The following is a 15,898-nucleotide window of genomic DNA, read 5'->3' as shown; positions in this document are numbered from 1 at the left end:
TGGTCGAGGTTTCGCCGACGGCGGAGCCGCCGGTCTGCCGCATCATGGACTTTGGCAAATACTTGTTCGAACAGAACAAGAAGGCGCACGCAGCGAAGCGCAAGCAGAAGCAGATACAGATCAAGGAAGTGAAGTTTCGCCCCGGCACCGAGGACGGCGATTACCAGGTCAAACTGCGTAATCTGATCCGCTTCCTGGAAGAGGGCGACAAGGCCAAGGTAACCATGCGGTTCCGTGGCCGAGAAATGGCTCATCAAGAAGTCGGCCGCGAATTGCTGGGCCGGGTACAGAACGATCTGGCGCCGTTCGCCACGGTCGAGCAGAACCCGCTCATGGAAGGACGGCAGATGGTGATGATGTTCGGACCTAAGAAGAAGTAGGTCGTCGAACAACAAGCGACTTCTAATCCAAGTCGCAACAAGCGAACGGCGCCGACTCATTAAAAGGTCGGAGCTGTCCCGCCCCAACAGGCGCTCTCGCAAGAGGCGTACTCCAAGGGCTAACAATTAGTCGAGAAGTTCAATGCCTAAGTTGAAGACCAACCGGGCAGCGGCGAAGCGTTTTCGCCCGACTGCTAAAGGTTTCAAGCGCGGCCAAGCGCATCGTCGTCACATCCTCACCAAGAAGCCGAGCAAGCGTAAGCGTCAGCTGCGCGCGCCGTCGATGGTTGCGAAGCAGGATCTGGTCCGTATGGAGCAGCTGCTCCCGAACGCGAAGTGAGGAGATAAACCATGGCACGCGTTAAAAGAGGCGTCATCGCTGGCGCCCGTCACAAAAAGATTCTCAAGAAGGCGAAGGGTTACTACAACGCCCGTCGCAAAGTCTTCCGCGCCGCTAAGCAGGCCGTCATCAAGGCCGGCCAGTACGCGTATCGCGATCGCAAGACCAACAAGCGCAACTTCCGCGCTCTGTGGATCACGCGTATCAATGCTGAAGCACGCGTTCACGGCTTGTCGTACAGCAAGCTGATCGCTGGCTTGAACCTCGCCGGTCTGGCGATCGACCGCAAGGTGCTGGCCGACATCGCGATGAACGATCCGGCGGCGTTTGCAGTGATCGCGCAGAAGGCGCGGGACAGTCTGCTGAAACAAGCAGCCTGATCGCGGCGCCCACTGATTAGGGCGCTTGAAGTGTTGAGAGAATCGGGCGTCCTAGCGACGCCCGATTCGTCTGTGAAGCCTGTATTGTTGGATCGCCGCTCCATCGAGACGCCCAAGAGATCGCCACCGCCATGACCGACTCGGTTCAAGCTCTGCCCGCGTTGATCGACGCTTCTCGTCACGAGATCGCGGCGACGGCGAGCATCGACGACCTGGAGCAAATCCGCGTTCGCTTGCTCGGCAAGAAAGGCTCGGTCACCGAGTTGCTCAAGTCGCTCGGCGGCATGGATCCCGAAGCGCGCCGCACTGCCGGCGCCAAGATCAACGAAGCCAAACAAGCATTGACGGCCGCGCTCGAAGAGCGTCGCGCCGCGCTCGAATCGGCCAAGCTCGCGGCGCAACTCGCCAGCGATGCGGTCGATGTGACTTTGCCGGGCCGTGGCCAGGCCATCGGTGGGCTGCATCCAGTCACTCGGGTGCGCCGTCGCATCGAGCAGATTTTCCGCAACGCCGGCTTCACGGTGGCCGACGGTCCGGAAATCGAGGACGACTGGCACAATTTCACCGCGCTCAACATTCCCGAGAATCATCCGGCTCGGGCCATGCATGACACGTTTTATTTTGGCGACGGCCGCCTGCTGCGTACTCACACCTCACCGGTGCAGGTGCGTTCGATGGAACAGTCGAAGCCGCCGCTGCGGTTGATCGCGCCGGGCCGCGTCTACCGTTCCGATTCGGATATGACGCACACGCCGATGTTTCATCAGCTCGAAGGGCTGGTGGTGGACGAAGGCATCACGTTCGCCAACATGAAGGCCATCCTGCATGGCTTCATGCGCGAGCTGTTCGAGAAGGACGTGAAGATGCGGCTGCGTCCGTCGTACTTCCCGTTCACGGAACCCTCGGCTGAAGTCGATATTTCCTGCGTGTCTTGCGGCGGCTCGGGCTGTCGCGTGTGCAAGCAGACGGGTTGGGTGGAAGTGTCCGGCTGCGGGGTCGTGCACCCGAATGTGTTGAAGGCCGTGAACATCGATCCGGAGCGTTACACCGGTTATGCCTTCGGCATGGGCATCGATCGGTTGACCATGCTTCGTTACAACGTCAACGACATTCGCCTGTACTTCGAGAACGACCTGCGGTTCTTGAAGCAGTTCGCCTGATTGTCCGATTGACCTGGATGCACCGAGACAGCGATGAAGATCAGTTTGCATTGGTTGCGCGACTGGGTGGACACGGGCACTGACGTCCCGGCACTGGCGCACTCGTTGACCATGGTGGGCCTGGAGATCGAAGGGATCTCGGCCGCCGGTCCGTCGTTGCCCGGCGTAGTGGTGGGCGAAGTGAAGTCGGTGACCAAACATCCCGACGCGGAAAAGTTGAACGTCTGCGCCGTTTCCATTGGCACGCAGGAATTCCAGATCGTCTGCGGCGCGCCCAATGTTCGCGTCGGCATGAAAGCACCGTTGGCCACGATCGGCGCGAAGCTGCCCAACGGCACCGAGATCAAGCAGGCCAAGCTGCGCGGCGTCGAGTCGTTCGGTATGTTGTGCTCGGCTCGCGAGCTCGGCATCAATGAAGAAGCGTCGGGTCTGTACGATCTGCCGGCGGACTTGAAGCCCGGTCAGGATCTGGTTTCGGCGCTCGGTCTCGACGACACCATTTTCGAAGTGAACCTCACGCCCAATCGTGGCGATTGCATGAGTGTGCAAGGCGTCGCTCGTGAAGTGGCCGCTGCGCGTGCCAAGCCGTTGCAGCCGCCGGCGATCAATCCAGTCGCGGCGACCATCAACGATACTTTCCCGGTTCGCATCGATACCGCTGCGTCGGACGGTCCGGTCGGTTGCTACAAGTTCGTCGGTCGTGTGGTACGTGGCATTCGGCCGAATGCGAAGTCGCCGTTCTGGATGCAGGAACGTTTGCGTCGTGTCGGCTTGCGCCCGATCAGCCTGGTCGTCGACATCACCAACTATGTGATGTTGGAGCTCGGCGCGCCGATGCATGCGTACGACCTCAGCAAGCTCAATGGCGGCATCAGTGTTCGCTTCGCCAAAGCGGGAGAGAAGCTGACGCTGCTCGATGGTCGCGAGATCGTGCTGACCCCGGACGTGCTGGTCATTGCCGATGAGCGTTCGATTCTCGGCATGGCTGGCGTGATGGGTGGCGAAGACTCGGGTATCGCCGACGGCACTGTCGACGTGCTGTTCGAGTGCGCGTTCTTCGATCCGAACGACGTTGCGGGTCGGGGCCGTCGCTATGGTTTGATTACCGATGCTTCGCAGCGCTTCGAGCGCGGTGTCGACTCGGAGTTACAAGAGCGCACCGTGGAGCGTGCTACGCAGTTGTTGCTCGATAACGCAGGCGGCAAGGCCGGCCCGACAGTGGTTACGCGCGCGTCGCGTAGTTATCCAGCGGTGCCGCCGATCCGTCTGCGTCACAAGCGTGTCGAGCACGTGCTCGGCGTGAAGATCGATGCGGGCATCGTGCAGTCCTTGCTGACTCGGCTGGGAATGACCGTGAGTGGCGGAGCAGGCGAGTGGCAGGTCACGCCGCCGAGCTGGCGCTTCGACGTTCGTATCGAGGAAGACTTGATCGAAGAAGTCGCGCGTTCGTTCGGCTTCGAGAACATTCCCGAGCAAGCCGAGGTCGGCTCGCACGAAATGGCGCCGTGGACCGAAACGCAAGTTCGTAACGAGCGAGCCAGCGATCTACTCGTGGACCGCGGCTATCAAGAAGCCATCAACTACGCCTTCACCGATGCGGTCGCTCAGGCGTTGCTGTGTCCGGAACCGGCGGTGCCGCTGAGCAATCCGATTTCCGCTGAACTCGCTGTCATGCGTGTGTCGCTGTGGCCGGGCTTGCTTCAGGCACTCGGCAGCAATCAGCGCCGCCAACAGCCGCGCGTTCGTCTGTTCGAAATTGGCCGCCGTTATGCGGCGGACAGTGAGACCGAGGTGATCGCCGGTGTGGTCGCCGGTTCGGTGTTGCCCGAGCAGTGGGACGGCGATTCGCGCAAGGTGGACTTCTTCGACGTCAAATCCGATCTCGAAGCGTTGCTTGCACTGAGTGGAGCCGCGGACGAATTCCGTTTCGTCGCTGAGTCGCATCAAGCGTTACATCCCGGTCAATCGGCGCGGATATACCGAGGCGCGCGCGCCGTCGGTTGGTTGGGAGCCATCCATCCCGAGCATTCGCGTCGCTTGGATTTGACATATCCGGTGTTCGTGTTCGAGCTGGAGACGGCCGCCGGGCTGGCGGCAGTGGTGCCGCAGTTCCAAGAGATCTCCCGATACCCCGCCATTCGGCGCGATATTGCGTCCATCGTCGACGAAGGCCTGCCCGTGGAGGCGGTTCGCGCCGTGGTGGAAAAGAGTGCCGGCAGTTTGCTCAAGCGCCTGACGGTGCTCTCGGTCTACCAGGGGCAACAGTTGCAGAAAGGCAAGAAAAGCATAGCCTTAGGCCTGCAATTGCAGGATACTTCCCGGACGCTGACGGACAACGAAGCCGACGCCCTGGTGGCGCAGGTCGTCGAACAACTGGGCCGTCATCTGAACGCCACCCTCCGGGATCAATGAGCGGGACCACAGCATGGCACTGACCAAAGCGGAGATCGCAGAAGCATTGTTCGACCAGCTCGGTCTCAACAAGCGTGAAGCCCGCGAGCTGGTGGATTTGTTTTTCGAGGAGCTGCGCGCCTCGCTGTCGACCGGTGAGCAGGTGAAACTGTCCGGCTTCGGTAATTTCGATTTGCGCGACAAAAACCAACGCCCCGGGCGCAATCCCAAGACTGGCGAAGAAATCCCCATCAGCGCCCGTCGCGTGGTGACGTTCCGCCCCGGCCAAAAACTGAAAGCTCGAGTCGAAGCCTATGCTGGAAGCCGGCAATAACAGCGAACTGCCGGCGATTCCCGGCAAACGCTACTTCACCATCGGCGAGGTGAGCGAGCTGTGCGGCGTCAAGCCGCATGTGTTGCGCTATTGGGAGCAAGAATTTCCGCAGCTCAAGCCGGTGAAGCGGCGGGGCAATCGGCGCTATTACCAGCGCCAGGACGTGCTGGTGATCCGGCAGATCCGCTCCTTATTATATGAACAGGGTTTCACCATCGGCGGCGCGCGCAATCGCTTGGGTGGCGACGAAGCCCGTGACGATCTGACCCAGGCGCAACAGATCGTGCGCCAGATCCGGGTCGAGCTCGAAGAAGTGCTGCGGATTCTCCGCCGCTAATCCACGCTATTCAGCAGCTCGCGCAATGGCGCCAGCTGCTTCTCGTAGTTCCGCCAACGACCCACCGACGTCCGGTAGATGGCTTGCCGTGCCTGCCAACGGCTCGGCGTCTGGATGATTCTTTCATGCTGTTGAAAGGCCAGGCAGGCGGCGTCCCATTCCAAGCCGCAGTGAGCGACCAACGCTCGACTGCATTCTTCTGTGTTGGCCACCAACTCCTCGTAGCGAACTTCCAGGATCGGGATCGGTAGCACTTGGCGCCAATGATTCATCAGGCGCTCGTGCTCCAGGAAGTACTCGCCGAAATGGCGCAGATCCGTGGTGAAGTCATCCTCTAGTCCGAAGCGTTCCGTGTAGCACGACAGGCCGGTGTCGAGCGGATGTCGGCGGCAATGAACGATGCGTGCGTTTGGAAACAACGCGGCGATCAGGCCGAGATGAACAAAATTGAGCGGAAACTTATCGGTGATGCGCACTGCCGAGTCCGCGGTGAGGTTGCTGTGACCGGCAGCAACCGTATGTAGCTCACGCACATATTCGTTGGCCCATTCGTCGATCATCGTGGCTTCAGCCGTTGCCACAGGCTCCGGATACGGCGGCCACATGTTTCGAACGATTCGCGAAATGGCGGGCAATTCACCGGTGGTGAGCACGGCAGGATGGCTACCGAGAATCTGTTCGACGAGCGTGGTGCCCGAACGCGGTAAACCCACGATAAAAATAGGCTGAGCGGTGGTGTGGCCCGGCGGCCGAGCGGCTTCGAAGTAGGCCTGCGTGAACGTGCCGATGATGCGGTCGAAGAAGGTTCGCACTCGCGCGATATCGAATGACGCGGACTGGGCGGCGCTCAGCGTATTCGCGGCCGTGAAGTGCTCGAACGCTTTGCCATAGTCGGCATGCCGTTCGTAGTGCTTACCTAAGCCACCATGCAATCTCACTTGATCTGGCTGTGCTGTCCGCGGCGAGGTCAGCATGGCTTCCGCGTCGCGCACGCTGTGTTCGTCCGGCTCATATGAGCGTAAGGACAGCAAGCGTGCCAGCGAGCGCGCATATTTTGGATTGATGCGTCGGGCTGCCAGGTAATGCGCGGTCGCTGTGTCGAAGTGACCTTGCTGTTCCAGCAGCACGCCGAGATTGTGATGCGCTAGATGATTGTCCTGGTCGAGTTCGAGGGCGCGCTCGAACAGCTGCTGAGCTTCGCCATACTCATCGTTCGATTGCAGCGCATTGGCTAAGTTATACGCTGCATGGCTCGTGTCCGGGCGCAGCTCCAAGACTCGACGATACAACCTGATGGCGCGTGCCAGGTCTCGCGTCTTGATGACGTTGGCGAGATTGTTCATCGCGTCGGTATGCGCGGGATCGAGCGCCAATGCGTGCTCGAAACTAGCGATAGCCTCGTTGCGCCGATTGAGTGCGAACAGAATCTGTCCTAGATGATTATGAGCGCGCGGATCGTTCGGCTCGATCTCGATGGAGCGTTGTAACAGGTCGCGGGCTTCGCTGGTTCGACCGGTTTGTTGAGCAAGCAAGCCAAGATAGTGAAGGGCAGTGGCGTGGTTCGGTTGCTGGTCCAGAACTTCGCGATACACCCGATACGCAAACTGCACGTCGCCGGACTTGTGGCGTGCAAAGGCATCAGCGAGCCGCTCATCGAGCGGGCGAGAGTTTGAATTGCCGGTGGCTGTCACGTGAGTCATCGTGCGTCAGTTCGTCAGCGGCCTGTTCCTAAGCTAGCATATCCGCCGTGCTCATCCATGCTGCCACTCGCCCGCTGGGCCCTGTCGATTGCGCCGAGCTGACGCGCCAGGTGCTGGCGCTCGATGAAAGCGCGTGGGCGGCGGATCCGCAGCGTCAGGTGGAACACGATGTCCATGCGCAGACGCAATCCGTCCTATTGTTGTCGTGTCATGGTTGGCCTGAAGTCAATGTAGTTCAGTGCGCCGGTTGGCCGTTGTTGCAAGCAGCGGCATTGCCGGTGATGCATGAGGTCGTTGCTAAACACTACGTCCCTGGCGGCACGTTGTTGCGTGCAATGGTAGTGCGCTTGCCCGCTGGTGCCCGCATCGCCAAGCATCGCGATTCCCATCCTTCGTTTGCGGCCGCTCATCGCATCCACGTGCCGCTCGTGACGAATCCGGCCGTCGAGTTCGTCGTGAACGGCGAGCGAGTGCCGCCCCGTGCCCACTTCGGCTTCGAGTTGAACAACAACGTGTTGCATCAGGTGGTCAATCGCGGCCAGCAAGCTCGCATTCATCTGATTTTCGACTACCTGCCACCGCACGCGGCGGCAGGCCATTCAAGCTAAGACACGGCCGGCGGCGAGTTCCTCATCAAGTCGTCCGTGTGCCGAAAAACGGCGTAAAACAGGCCCAATAGCGACTCAAAACAGCCCTAAGGAACTGTTTTTGCCGGTGGCTCACAGGCATAGTCGATGCGATGCAGATCCTGGCTGACTGGCTCCGGTCGAACCTGCGCTGGCTGACTCGCCAGCTCATGCTCTACGGCCGTACCCGGGAAGAGGCCGAAGATCTGATTCAGGAAGCGTATCTACGCGTGCACCAGTACTGCGAACGAGGCAATGAGGCTCGCGAGCCTGAGAAGGTGTTGGTGCGGACGGCGATGCGCCTGTCCATGAACCATGTGCGCGACTCGCACGATCGCTTCCATGTCGGCCAGCCAGTGGAAGAGTTGGCATTGATCGATCCTAGACCGCCTACCGAAGAAGCGTTGACCGCTCAGCAGACGTTGTCGCATGTGACTCGTCTGTTGGATTCTATCGAGCCGCGGTCGCGCGAAGCCTTTTTGCTCCACCGCGTCGATGGCCTCACCTATACACAAATCGCGCGCCAGCTCGGTGTGAGCGTCAGCTCTGTCGAGAAGCACATTGCCTGGGCCATGGCTGTGCTGATGGATGCGGTGGATCGTAGCGAGACGCCGCCGTGACCGAACGCACCAATACTCCATCGGCACCGCTGCGCAGAGAAGCGGCTGTGTGGATCGCGCGTCTGCATTCGCCCGAACGAAATGCAAGCGTGGATGCAGGTCTGCGGGATTGGCTGAACGAAAGCCCCGAGCATCGCGCGGCGTTTGAGAAAGCTAACGAGCTTTGGGAGAGCGCGTCGCGAGTGCCTGCATCGTTGGTACCGCGCAGTCCGCCGATACGACATCGAATCAGCCGCGCCTCGAACTTCATGAAACTGGCGTTTGCGATGACGTTTGTCGCGCTCGTCGGCACGCTCAGCGTGTTGATGTATAGAGACGGCAGCGTGTCGACGGATGTGGGTGAGCAGCGCATTCTTACACTGGAGGATGGCTCTCGAATCTCGCTGAATACCGCGACCCGTTTGACCATCGACTATGACCGTCATGCTCGTCGAGTACGACTGACTGCAGGCGAGGCGCTGTTCGAAGTGGCCAAGCGTGCGGACTGGCCCTTCGTCGTCACCGCATCTGATCGAACCATCACTGCGCTCGGCACTGCATTCGTGGTGCGGCGAGATCAACAGGATCTGGCAGTCACATTAGTGGAAGGCAAGATTGCGGTGGATGTTGTGCGGCCCGTGGCGCCAGCAGCTGTTTTGAAAATTGCGACGCCGGGCCAGCGGGTGACCTATTCCGCCGGTGCGAGCGCGCGCGTCGAGCAATTGAATATCGATCACGCAACGGCTTGGAAGCGCGGGCAGGTCGTGCTCGAGTCGACACCATTGAGCGATGCCATCGCCGAGATGAATCGTTACAGCACGTTGCGCTTGTCGCTCGATAGCGAGCCTGCTGACCATGTGCGAATCAGCGGTGTGTTTCGCGCTGGGGACTCTTTATTGTTCGCGCGGGCCATTGCCGAAACTTATCACCTGACCGTCAGCGAACAGGAGGGCGCGATCGTATTGAGTGGCGTACCGAGTTTGTAATTGCCTACGTTGCAACTGATGAGGGGTTCGTAACGCAGCGTGTCTTAGCTTCCGATGCCAACAACAACGCCGGCCGCCACGGCGCCGAGCAGGGGAGCTTATGATTAGTCGATATCCTGGTCTTGCTGCATCCATCGCCACTGTCTTGGCTTGCCACGCAACGGCCGCAGTCGCATTGGACGCGTCTTACTTCAATCTTCCCAGTCAGCCGTTGAGCGCGTCGCTGAGTGCTATCGGCACACAGTCCAGCGTCAACATCGTGTTCGACGCGTCGCTGGTCGACGGCATCATCGCGCCGCCACTCAACGCCGAGCTCAGCATCGACCAAGCGCTGGCACGAGTGCTCAAGGGCAGCGGCATTCAGCATCGCTTCTTGGATGAGCGAACCATTGTGTTGTCGGCGACCGCGAGCAGTAACAGCGCGTCGCGTCCGAGCAAGCGTGTCGCGACCACGGGCGCATTGCTCATGGATGAGAGTGCACCCAGTGCGCGCTTGCGTTTGGCTCAGGCTGAGCAGGCAGCGTCGACCAGCACGGCCGAAGTCGCGAAATCGGGCGAGTCGCTCGAGGAAGTGGTCGTCACGGGCCTGAACTTCAACTATCAGACCGTGGAGAGCGCCAACAAGATGCCGCTGTCCACCAAGGACACGCCGCAGAGCTTGAAGCTCATCACCGAAGACGTGATCGACTTCGCGTCCATCAAATCGTTCGAGGACGCTTACAAGATCGACGCAAGCGGTGTCGCGGCACACGCGCAAGACGGTTACATCCGAAATTTCTACCGTGGCTTCCGTGTCTCCTACGGCAGCGGCACCAATACTTCGGCCATCAAGGTCGACGGTTTCCGCATGACCGGCGGCATCAATCTGGATCTGGCGCCGTTCGAGCGGTTCGAGATCATCAAGGGTTCGACGTCGACCATGTACGGCCAATCGCAAGTTGCCGGCACGTTGAACGCGATCTCGAAAAAGCCTCAAGCTGAGCCAGGCGGCTCCATCAGCGTGGAGGGCGGTAGCTACAACCACTATCGCGCCGATTTCGATGCGTATGGCGCGCTGACCGACGATCAGCGGCTGCAGGGACGCATCGTTGCCGCGTATCTGGATGAAGAATCGTACGTCGACTACGGCTTCAACAAGCGCTACGTGATTGCGCCGAGCATCAAGTACGAGTTCAACGATGACACCTCGGTGTTGGTTCGTGCCCAGTATCAGAACTATGACTTCAGTGTGGACTTCGGCCGAGGGTTGCAGTACCTCGGCGGCGATCCCGATGCGGCAGCAAGCTATCGCATACCGAATGTGAGTCGCTCGCTGTACACGTTGGGCATGCCCGTCAGCAAGGCGGCTACCGAAGCATTGTTCCTACAGGCGGTCGCCGAGCACCGTTTCGGCAACGATTGGATGTTCCGTGGCAGCGTGCAGTCGAATCATTTCAACGGCGAGCGCAACGCTCTCGGCCATTATGGTGTGATGAGCCCGGACGGATTGCTGCCGGTGACGCTCTACGACAACGAGAACGACGACGATGTGTTCTCCGGCGAGGTCAATCTGTTCGGCGACGTCGAGCTGTTCGGCCGCGACCATACGCTGTTCTTCGGTTTCGACTATGCGCGCTATGACGGCTCACAACAGCAGGGCTATCTGGTGGCCTCGGGCGAAACCACCGGCTTCGGCATCAACGATCTGGATTTCAGCCTGTTGCCGCGGCATCCGTCGAGCATCGGTGCCTACGATCCCGATCAGCTGCCGGCCGGTACTTTCGACGAAGTCGGCGTGTTCAAGGGCAAGTACGACAACAAGGAATACGGCGCAACTCTGCAGGCTATTCTCAAGCCTACGGATGATTTGAAAGTCATCCTCGGCGCGCGTTATTCGAAGGCAGAGTTGGCCACGTCGGAGGCATGCTGCTCCATTGAGGAGTATCGAGCGCCGCTCGGGCCGTATCAGCGTATCGAGGCCGACGCTTGGACCTATCAGGCCGGCATGACTTACGCGTTTACTCGGCGAGTGAATGGTTACATCAATTACGGCGATACGTTCGTGCCTCGCACCGACGTGGGTGAGGACGGCAATTTCCTCGGGCCCGAGCGCGGCAAATCCTATGAGATAGGCTTCAAGGGCGACCTGTTCGCCGGCCGTCTATCCTGGTCGACTGCGTTGTTTCGGCTGGAGCGCGGCCCGCTGGCTGAGAGTGTGCTCAACACTCCATATTCGCGCTTGCTGGGTGAACAGCGTTCGCAGGGTATCGAAGTCGATATGCAGGGCGAAGTGCTGTCTGGTTGGGACGTGTACCTGTCATTGGCCGCCATGGAGAACGAGTACGTCGGCGGTGAGTTCGACGGCTATCCGTCGCCGTTCGGCCCCAGGGCGGGTGCGTCGTTCTATTCGAGCTACGAAATTCAGGAAGGAGCTTGGCGGGGCTTCGGCGCCGGTGGCGGTATCGTTTACAAGCACCGTGGCACGATCCGACCATTTTTTGGCCCAGCCGCGGGGGCCAGGTTCGAGAATCTATTTGATGATTACACTGAGGTCGATTTGCGCGTGTTCTACTATGGCCTCGAGAACTGGCGCTTCGAGCTGGGCGTGACCAATGTGTTCAATGAGCTGTATTACTCCCCCGACGGGCAGGATCTGTCGGTCGAGTACGGCATCTCGCCCAACCCGGCGCGTGAATTTATCGGACGCATTACTCGCACCTTCTAAAAATATGAAACATTCTATTTGGCGAAGCGGAGTGCGAGTACTCGCACTCCTGCTGCTCGTTGGCACGGCTCAAGCGGAAGAATTCGATGTCAAAGCGCACTACCAGAAACACGAGTATCAAATAGCGATGCGGGACGGGGTGAAGCTGTTCACCATCGTCTATACCCCCAGAGACACCTCGCAGCGTTATCCCTTTCTGTTCAAACGTACGCCGTACTCGGTTGCGCCCTATGGGGCGGACCGTTATCACGCGGCCAAGGACATGGCGCCGGCAGATGCATTCCTGCGCGACGGCTACATCCTGGTGCTACAGGACGTGCGGGGTCGTTACAAGTCCGAAGGGCAGTGGGAAAACTATCGTCTGCAGCGGCAAGGCAAGCAGGGCATCGACGAGAGCACCGATATCTACGACACCATCGAATGGCTGCTACGCAAAGTGCCGGGCCACAATGGTCGCGTCGGCCAGTGGGGCATTTCACACGATGGCTGGATGACGGTGATGGGCGTGATTCAGCCGCATCCGGCGCTCAAAGCGGCGTCGCCGCAAGCCACGACCGCAGACGCGTTCTTCGGCGACGACTTCCATCACAACGGTGCTTTCATCCAGGAGATTCTGGATTGGGTGCATTACATGGGGGCGTCCAGTAAAGCACGCGGCGAGCATGCCGAAACGAAAACCCCCGATCCAGCTTACGGGACGCCGTGGAACTATGAGTTCTTTCTGAATGCCGGCCCCATCGACGGCATCAATGCCAAGTACTTTGGCGGTGTGCTGGAAAAGCAGTGGGACGAAACCATTCAGCATCCGGACTATGACGAGTATTGGCAGCAACGAAACGCACTCGATCCGCTGGTGAATATCAAGGTGCCGGTGCTCAATGTGCTGGGCTGGTTCGACACCTTCGACCCCTACGGCAGCATGGCTACCTACAAGGCCATCGAGCAAAAGAACCAACGGAACAAGAACACTGTGGTCGCGGGCCCGTGGCGCCACGGCGGCTGGCGCGCCGAGGACGGCTCCAGTCTCGGGCCGGTGAAGTTCGGGTCGGCGACCTCGGAGTACTACCAGAACGAAGTGGTGTTTCCGTTCTTCCAGCGTTACTTGAAAGACCGCGGCGACTGGGCGGAGCCCGAAGCGGTGATGTTCGAGACTGGTAACAATGCGTGGCATCGCTTCGAGCAATGGCCGCCGAAAGCGGCGGTCGCTCAGAATCTCTATTTGCAACAGGGCGGCGGTTTGTCATTGACCAAGCCGGCGCAGACTGACGCGGCGGCATGCGACGAATACGTCAGCGACCCCGCCAAGCCGGTGCCGTACACCAGTGAGATCTCGAACACGGTGAGCAACACTTGGCGCATCGAAGATCAACGCCCCATGTCGATTCGGCCCGACGTGCTGGCCTACCGCAGCGAGCCGCTGGCTCAGGACGTCACCATCGCCGGTCCGATCGGTGTCGAATTGTTCGCGTCGACCACGGGCACCGATTCGGATTGGGTGGTGAAGTTGATCGACATTCATCCCAACGACGCTCAGGAACTGCCAGGCTATCAATTGCCGGTGGGTATGGAGATCATGCGAGGCCGGTATCGCAACAGCTTCTCCAAGCCTGAGCCTATGAAGCCTGGCGAAGTCACGCCGATCCGGTTCGACATTCTCGACAAGTTCCACACCTTCAAGAAAGGTCATCGCATCGGCGTGCAGGTGCAGAGCTCGTTCTTCCCGTACATCGACCGCAATCCGCAACAGTTCGTCAATATCTATCGTGCCAAGCCCGAGGACTACGTGAAGGCCACCCAGCGAGTGTGTCGCTCGGCGTCGTTCGCGTCGCATCTGGTTCTGCCCGTGCTGAAGAGGTAATGCATGCAGCGTGTTATTAAATCTTGCTTGAGTGTCGGGCTGAGTGCCGCTTGCCTGGTCGCTTCGTTCTGTCAGAGCGCGTTGGCTGCGGATAAAGCCGACGCCATCTATGTCAATGCACGAGTCTGGACGGATGCGAAGGATGGCTCGTTCGCGCAGGCAATTGCGGTCAAGGGCGACAGCATTCTGGCCGTCGATACCAACGCGGCCGTGCGTACATTGGCGAGCGACAAGACCAAGGTGATCGATGTGGGTGGGCGGCTGATTACGCCGGGCTTTATCGACAATCACACCCACTTCGTCGATGGGTCGCTGTCGCTGGCCGACGTCGATCTGCGCGATGCCGCGACTCCTGAAGAGTTCTCACGAAGGATTGCCGCTCGCGCGAAGGCGCAACCGGGCGAATGGATTCTGCGCGGCAATTGGGATCATGAGCTGTGGGGTGCCAAGCTTCCGGAGCGCAGCTGGATCGACGCGCAGACCGGCAACACGCCAGTCTTCGTCGTGCGCCTCGACGGTCACATGGGATTGGCAAACTCGGCTGCACTGAAGCTCGCCGGTATTGGTGACAGCACCAAGGACCCGGTGGGCGGAGAAATCATTCGGGACGCGAAGGGCAAACCCACGGGCTTGCTCAAGGACACGGCGATGGATGCCGTGTATCGAGCCATCCCTCAGCCGTCGCATAAGCAGATCGACGCAGCCCTGCAACGTGGCTTCCAAGAAGCGCTGTCGCATGGCGTGACTCAGATCCATGACATGAGCGACGGCAATTGGGTGGCGCTGGAAAGCTTTCGCCGAGTGCACGCGGCAGGCAAGCTGGGCACGCGCGTGTACTCGTTCGTGCCGATCGCGGATTGGGCCAAGCTCGCCGAGTTTGTGAAAGCGAACGGCCGAGGCGATGAGTGGTTGCGTTGGGGGGCCGTCAAAGGTTTCGTCGATGGTTCGCTCGGCTCCACTACTGCGTGGTTCTACGAGCCCTTCACTGATGCGCCGTCGACCAGCGGTTTGACGATGGTGGATCCGAAGGATTTGGCTGCGCGTATCGAGGGTGCCGACCGAGCCGGGTTGCACATCGCTGTGCATGCCATCGGCGATCGCGCCAACGATTGGCTGTTGGATCAATATGCCCAAGCGATGAAGCGAGACAGTTCGCGAGATCGCCGCTTTCGGATCGAACACGCGCAACACCTGCGGCCTGGCACGTTCGCCAAGTACAAGCAATTGAACGTGATCGCATCCATGCAGCCTTACCACGCTATCGACGATGGTCGCTGGGCGGAGAAGCGCATCGGTGCGGAGCGGCTCAAAGGCACGTATGCGTTTCGCTCGTTTCTGGATGCGGGCGTGGTGTTGACGTTCGGTTCGGACTGGGCGGTGGCGCCGCTCGATCCCATCACTGGCATCGACGCCGCAGTGAACCGCCGCACCATCGATGGCAAGAATCCCAACGGCTGGCAACCTCAGCAACGGATCTCGGTCGTCGAAGCGGTGCGTGCGTACACCTCTGCCAATGCTTACGCAGGCTTTCAAGAAAAGCGTGTTGGTGCGTTGAAGGCCGGTATGTTGGCGGATTTCGTGGTGCTGTCTGCCGACCTGTTCAGCATTCCAGCGGATCAGATTCCCAAGGTCAAAGCTCTGCGCACGGTCATCGGCGGCAAAGAACGCTATCTGGCGCCGGGCCAAACGGCCAAACCGTGAATGGCATTGCGCACATCCATGGAGAGATTGACCTGGGCCACGCGCTGGCGGGCTTGAAGGTCATAGATCGCAATCGTTGAAGGCGAGCTGCCGGCGGCAATCCAGCCGTTCGGCAGCACGCACAAGCCGCGGCCGAACCCTGCTCGCGCCACGTTGGATTCAAAGCGGTCGATATTGAGTACCTGCTCGCGCGCAAAGCGCGGCAGCGGCAGCTGGATCAGCTGACTCCCCGTTTGGAAACAAACCCGTTCGGCGGTCGTGTCGTTATAGAGCACGCCATTGTTGTACGGCTGCGCGTTGTGCGTGCCGGGCGGCAACGCAGCCGCGAGCTTCAAGTCTCGACCGTTGGTGTGTAGTAACCACGGAGTGTGCAAGCCACTAAACCACACGCCGGCGTCGGTG

Annotated in this window: 14 protein-coding genes and 1 pseudogene; 13 read left to right on the top strand and 2 right to left on the bottom strand. The window is 60.0% G+C overall.

Annotation, left to right across the window (positions count from 1 at the left end):
* The 7 genes from infC to JNL55_RS36095 form a co-directional block, all read left to right on the top strand.
* Positions 1-380 (top strand): translation initiation factor IF-3 (infC, locus tag JNL55_RS36125; RefSeq protein WP_293866564.1); only part of this gene is annotated, 380 nt, incomplete at its 5' end.
* Positions 381-522: 142 nt separating this feature from the next.
* Positions 523-720: a 50S ribosomal protein L35 gene (gene rpmI, locus JNL55_RS36120; RefSeq protein WP_293866561.1), complete on the top strand. Its 198-nt coding sequence runs from the start codon at positions 523-525 to the stop codon at positions 718-720.
* 11 nt (positions 721-731) lie between these two features.
* Positions 732-1,100 carry a 50S ribosomal protein L20 gene (gene rplT, locus JNL55_RS36115; protein ID WP_293866559.1) on the top strand — a complete coding sequence of 123 codons (369 nt, stop codon included), beginning with the start codon at positions 732-734 and terminating at the stop codon, positions 1,098-1,100.
* A 131-nt stretch (positions 1,101-1,231) separates the two neighbouring features.
* Positions 1,232-2,260 carry a phenylalanine--tRNA ligase subunit alpha gene (gene pheS, locus JNL55_RS36110; protein WP_293866556.1) on the top strand — a complete coding sequence of 343 codons (1,029 nt, stop codon included), beginning with the start codon at positions 1,232-1,234 and terminating at the stop codon, positions 2,258-2,260.
* Positions 2,261-2,293: 33 nt separating this feature from the next.
* On the top strand, positions 2,294-4,672 hold the full coding sequence (gene pheT / locus JNL55_RS36105; RefSeq protein WP_293866553.1) for a phenylalanine--tRNA ligase subunit beta: 2,379 nt from the start codon (positions 2,294-2,296) through the stop codon (positions 4,670-4,672).
* Positions 4,673-4,685: 13 nt separating this feature from the next.
* Positions 4,686-4,985: an integration host factor subunit alpha gene (ihfA, locus tag JNL55_RS36100; RefSeq protein ID WP_066919939.1), complete on the top strand. Its 300-nt coding sequence runs from the start codon at positions 4,686-4,688 to the stop codon at positions 4,983-4,985.
* Positions 4,966-5,322, top strand: coding sequence for a MerR family transcriptional regulator (locus tag JNL55_RS36095; RefSeq protein ID WP_129777477.1), 357 nt, complete (start codon positions 4,966-4,968; stop codon positions 5,320-5,322). The genes ihfA and JNL55_RS36095 overlap by 20 nt, the downstream gene beginning before the upstream one ends.
* Here the strand turns inward: JNL55_RS36095 and JNL55_RS36090 are convergent.
* On the bottom strand, positions 5,319-7,022 hold the full coding sequence (locus JNL55_RS36090; RefSeq protein WP_293866542.1) for a tetratricopeptide repeat-containing sulfotransferase family protein: 1,704 nt from the start codon (positions 7,020-7,022) through the stop codon (positions 5,319-5,321). The genes JNL55_RS36095 and JNL55_RS36090 overlap by 4 nt on opposite strands.
* 47 nt (positions 7,023-7,069) lie before the next feature.
* On the opposite strand from JNL55_RS36090, the gene JNL55_RS36085 reads away from it, so the two are divergent.
* From JNL55_RS36085 to JNL55_RS36060, 6 genes are all read left to right on the top strand, one after another.
* Entirely contained in the window at positions 7,070-7,630 is a 561-nt protein-coding gene (locus tag JNL55_RS36085; RefSeq protein ID WP_293866540.1) for an aspartyl/asparaginyl beta-hydroxylase domain-containing protein, read from the top strand.
* A 131-nt stretch (positions 7,631-7,761) separates the two neighbouring features.
* Entirely contained in the window at positions 7,762-8,268 is a 507-nt protein-coding gene (locus JNL55_RS36080) for an RNA polymerase sigma factor (protein WP_293866537.1), read from the top strand.
* Positions 8,265-9,233, top strand: coding sequence for a FecR family protein (locus JNL55_RS36075; protein WP_293866533.1), 969 nt, complete (start codon positions 8,265-8,267; stop codon positions 9,231-9,233). The genes JNL55_RS36080 and JNL55_RS36075 overlap by 4 nt, the downstream gene beginning before the upstream one ends.
* 145 nt (positions 9,234-9,378) lie before the next feature.
* Entirely contained in the window at positions 9,379-11,937 is a 2,559-nt protein-coding gene (locus JNL55_RS36070; RefSeq protein ID WP_293866530.1) for a TonB-dependent siderophore receptor, read from the top strand.
* A gap of 31 nt (positions 11,938-11,968) precedes the next feature.
* Positions 11,969-13,795, top strand: a complete 1,827-nt coding sequence (locus JNL55_RS36065; protein WP_293866527.1) for a CocE/NonD family hydrolase — start codon at positions 11,969-11,971, stop codon at positions 13,793-13,795.
* Positions 13,796-13,798: 3 nt separating this feature from the next.
* Entirely contained in the window at positions 13,799-15,496 is a 1,698-nt protein-coding gene (locus JNL55_RS36060) for an amidohydrolase (RefSeq protein WP_293866524.1), read from the top strand.
* On the opposite strand, the pseudogene JNL55_RS36055 reads toward JNL55_RS36060, so the two are convergent.
* Positions 15,463-15,898: pseudogene (locus tag JNL55_RS36055) on the bottom strand (hypothetical protein); the annotation flags it as partial. The gene JNL55_RS36060 and the pseudogene JNL55_RS36055 overlap by 34 nt on opposite strands.

The sequence above is a fragment of the Steroidobacter sp. genome, from assembly GCF_016790065.1.
Taxonomy (GTDB): domain Bacteria; phylum Pseudomonadota; class Gammaproteobacteria; order Steroidobacterales; family Steroidobacteraceae; genus Steroidobacter.
The sequence above is the reverse complement of the archived record's forward strand: the minus strand, read 5'-3'. Positions and strand labels throughout refer to the sequence as shown.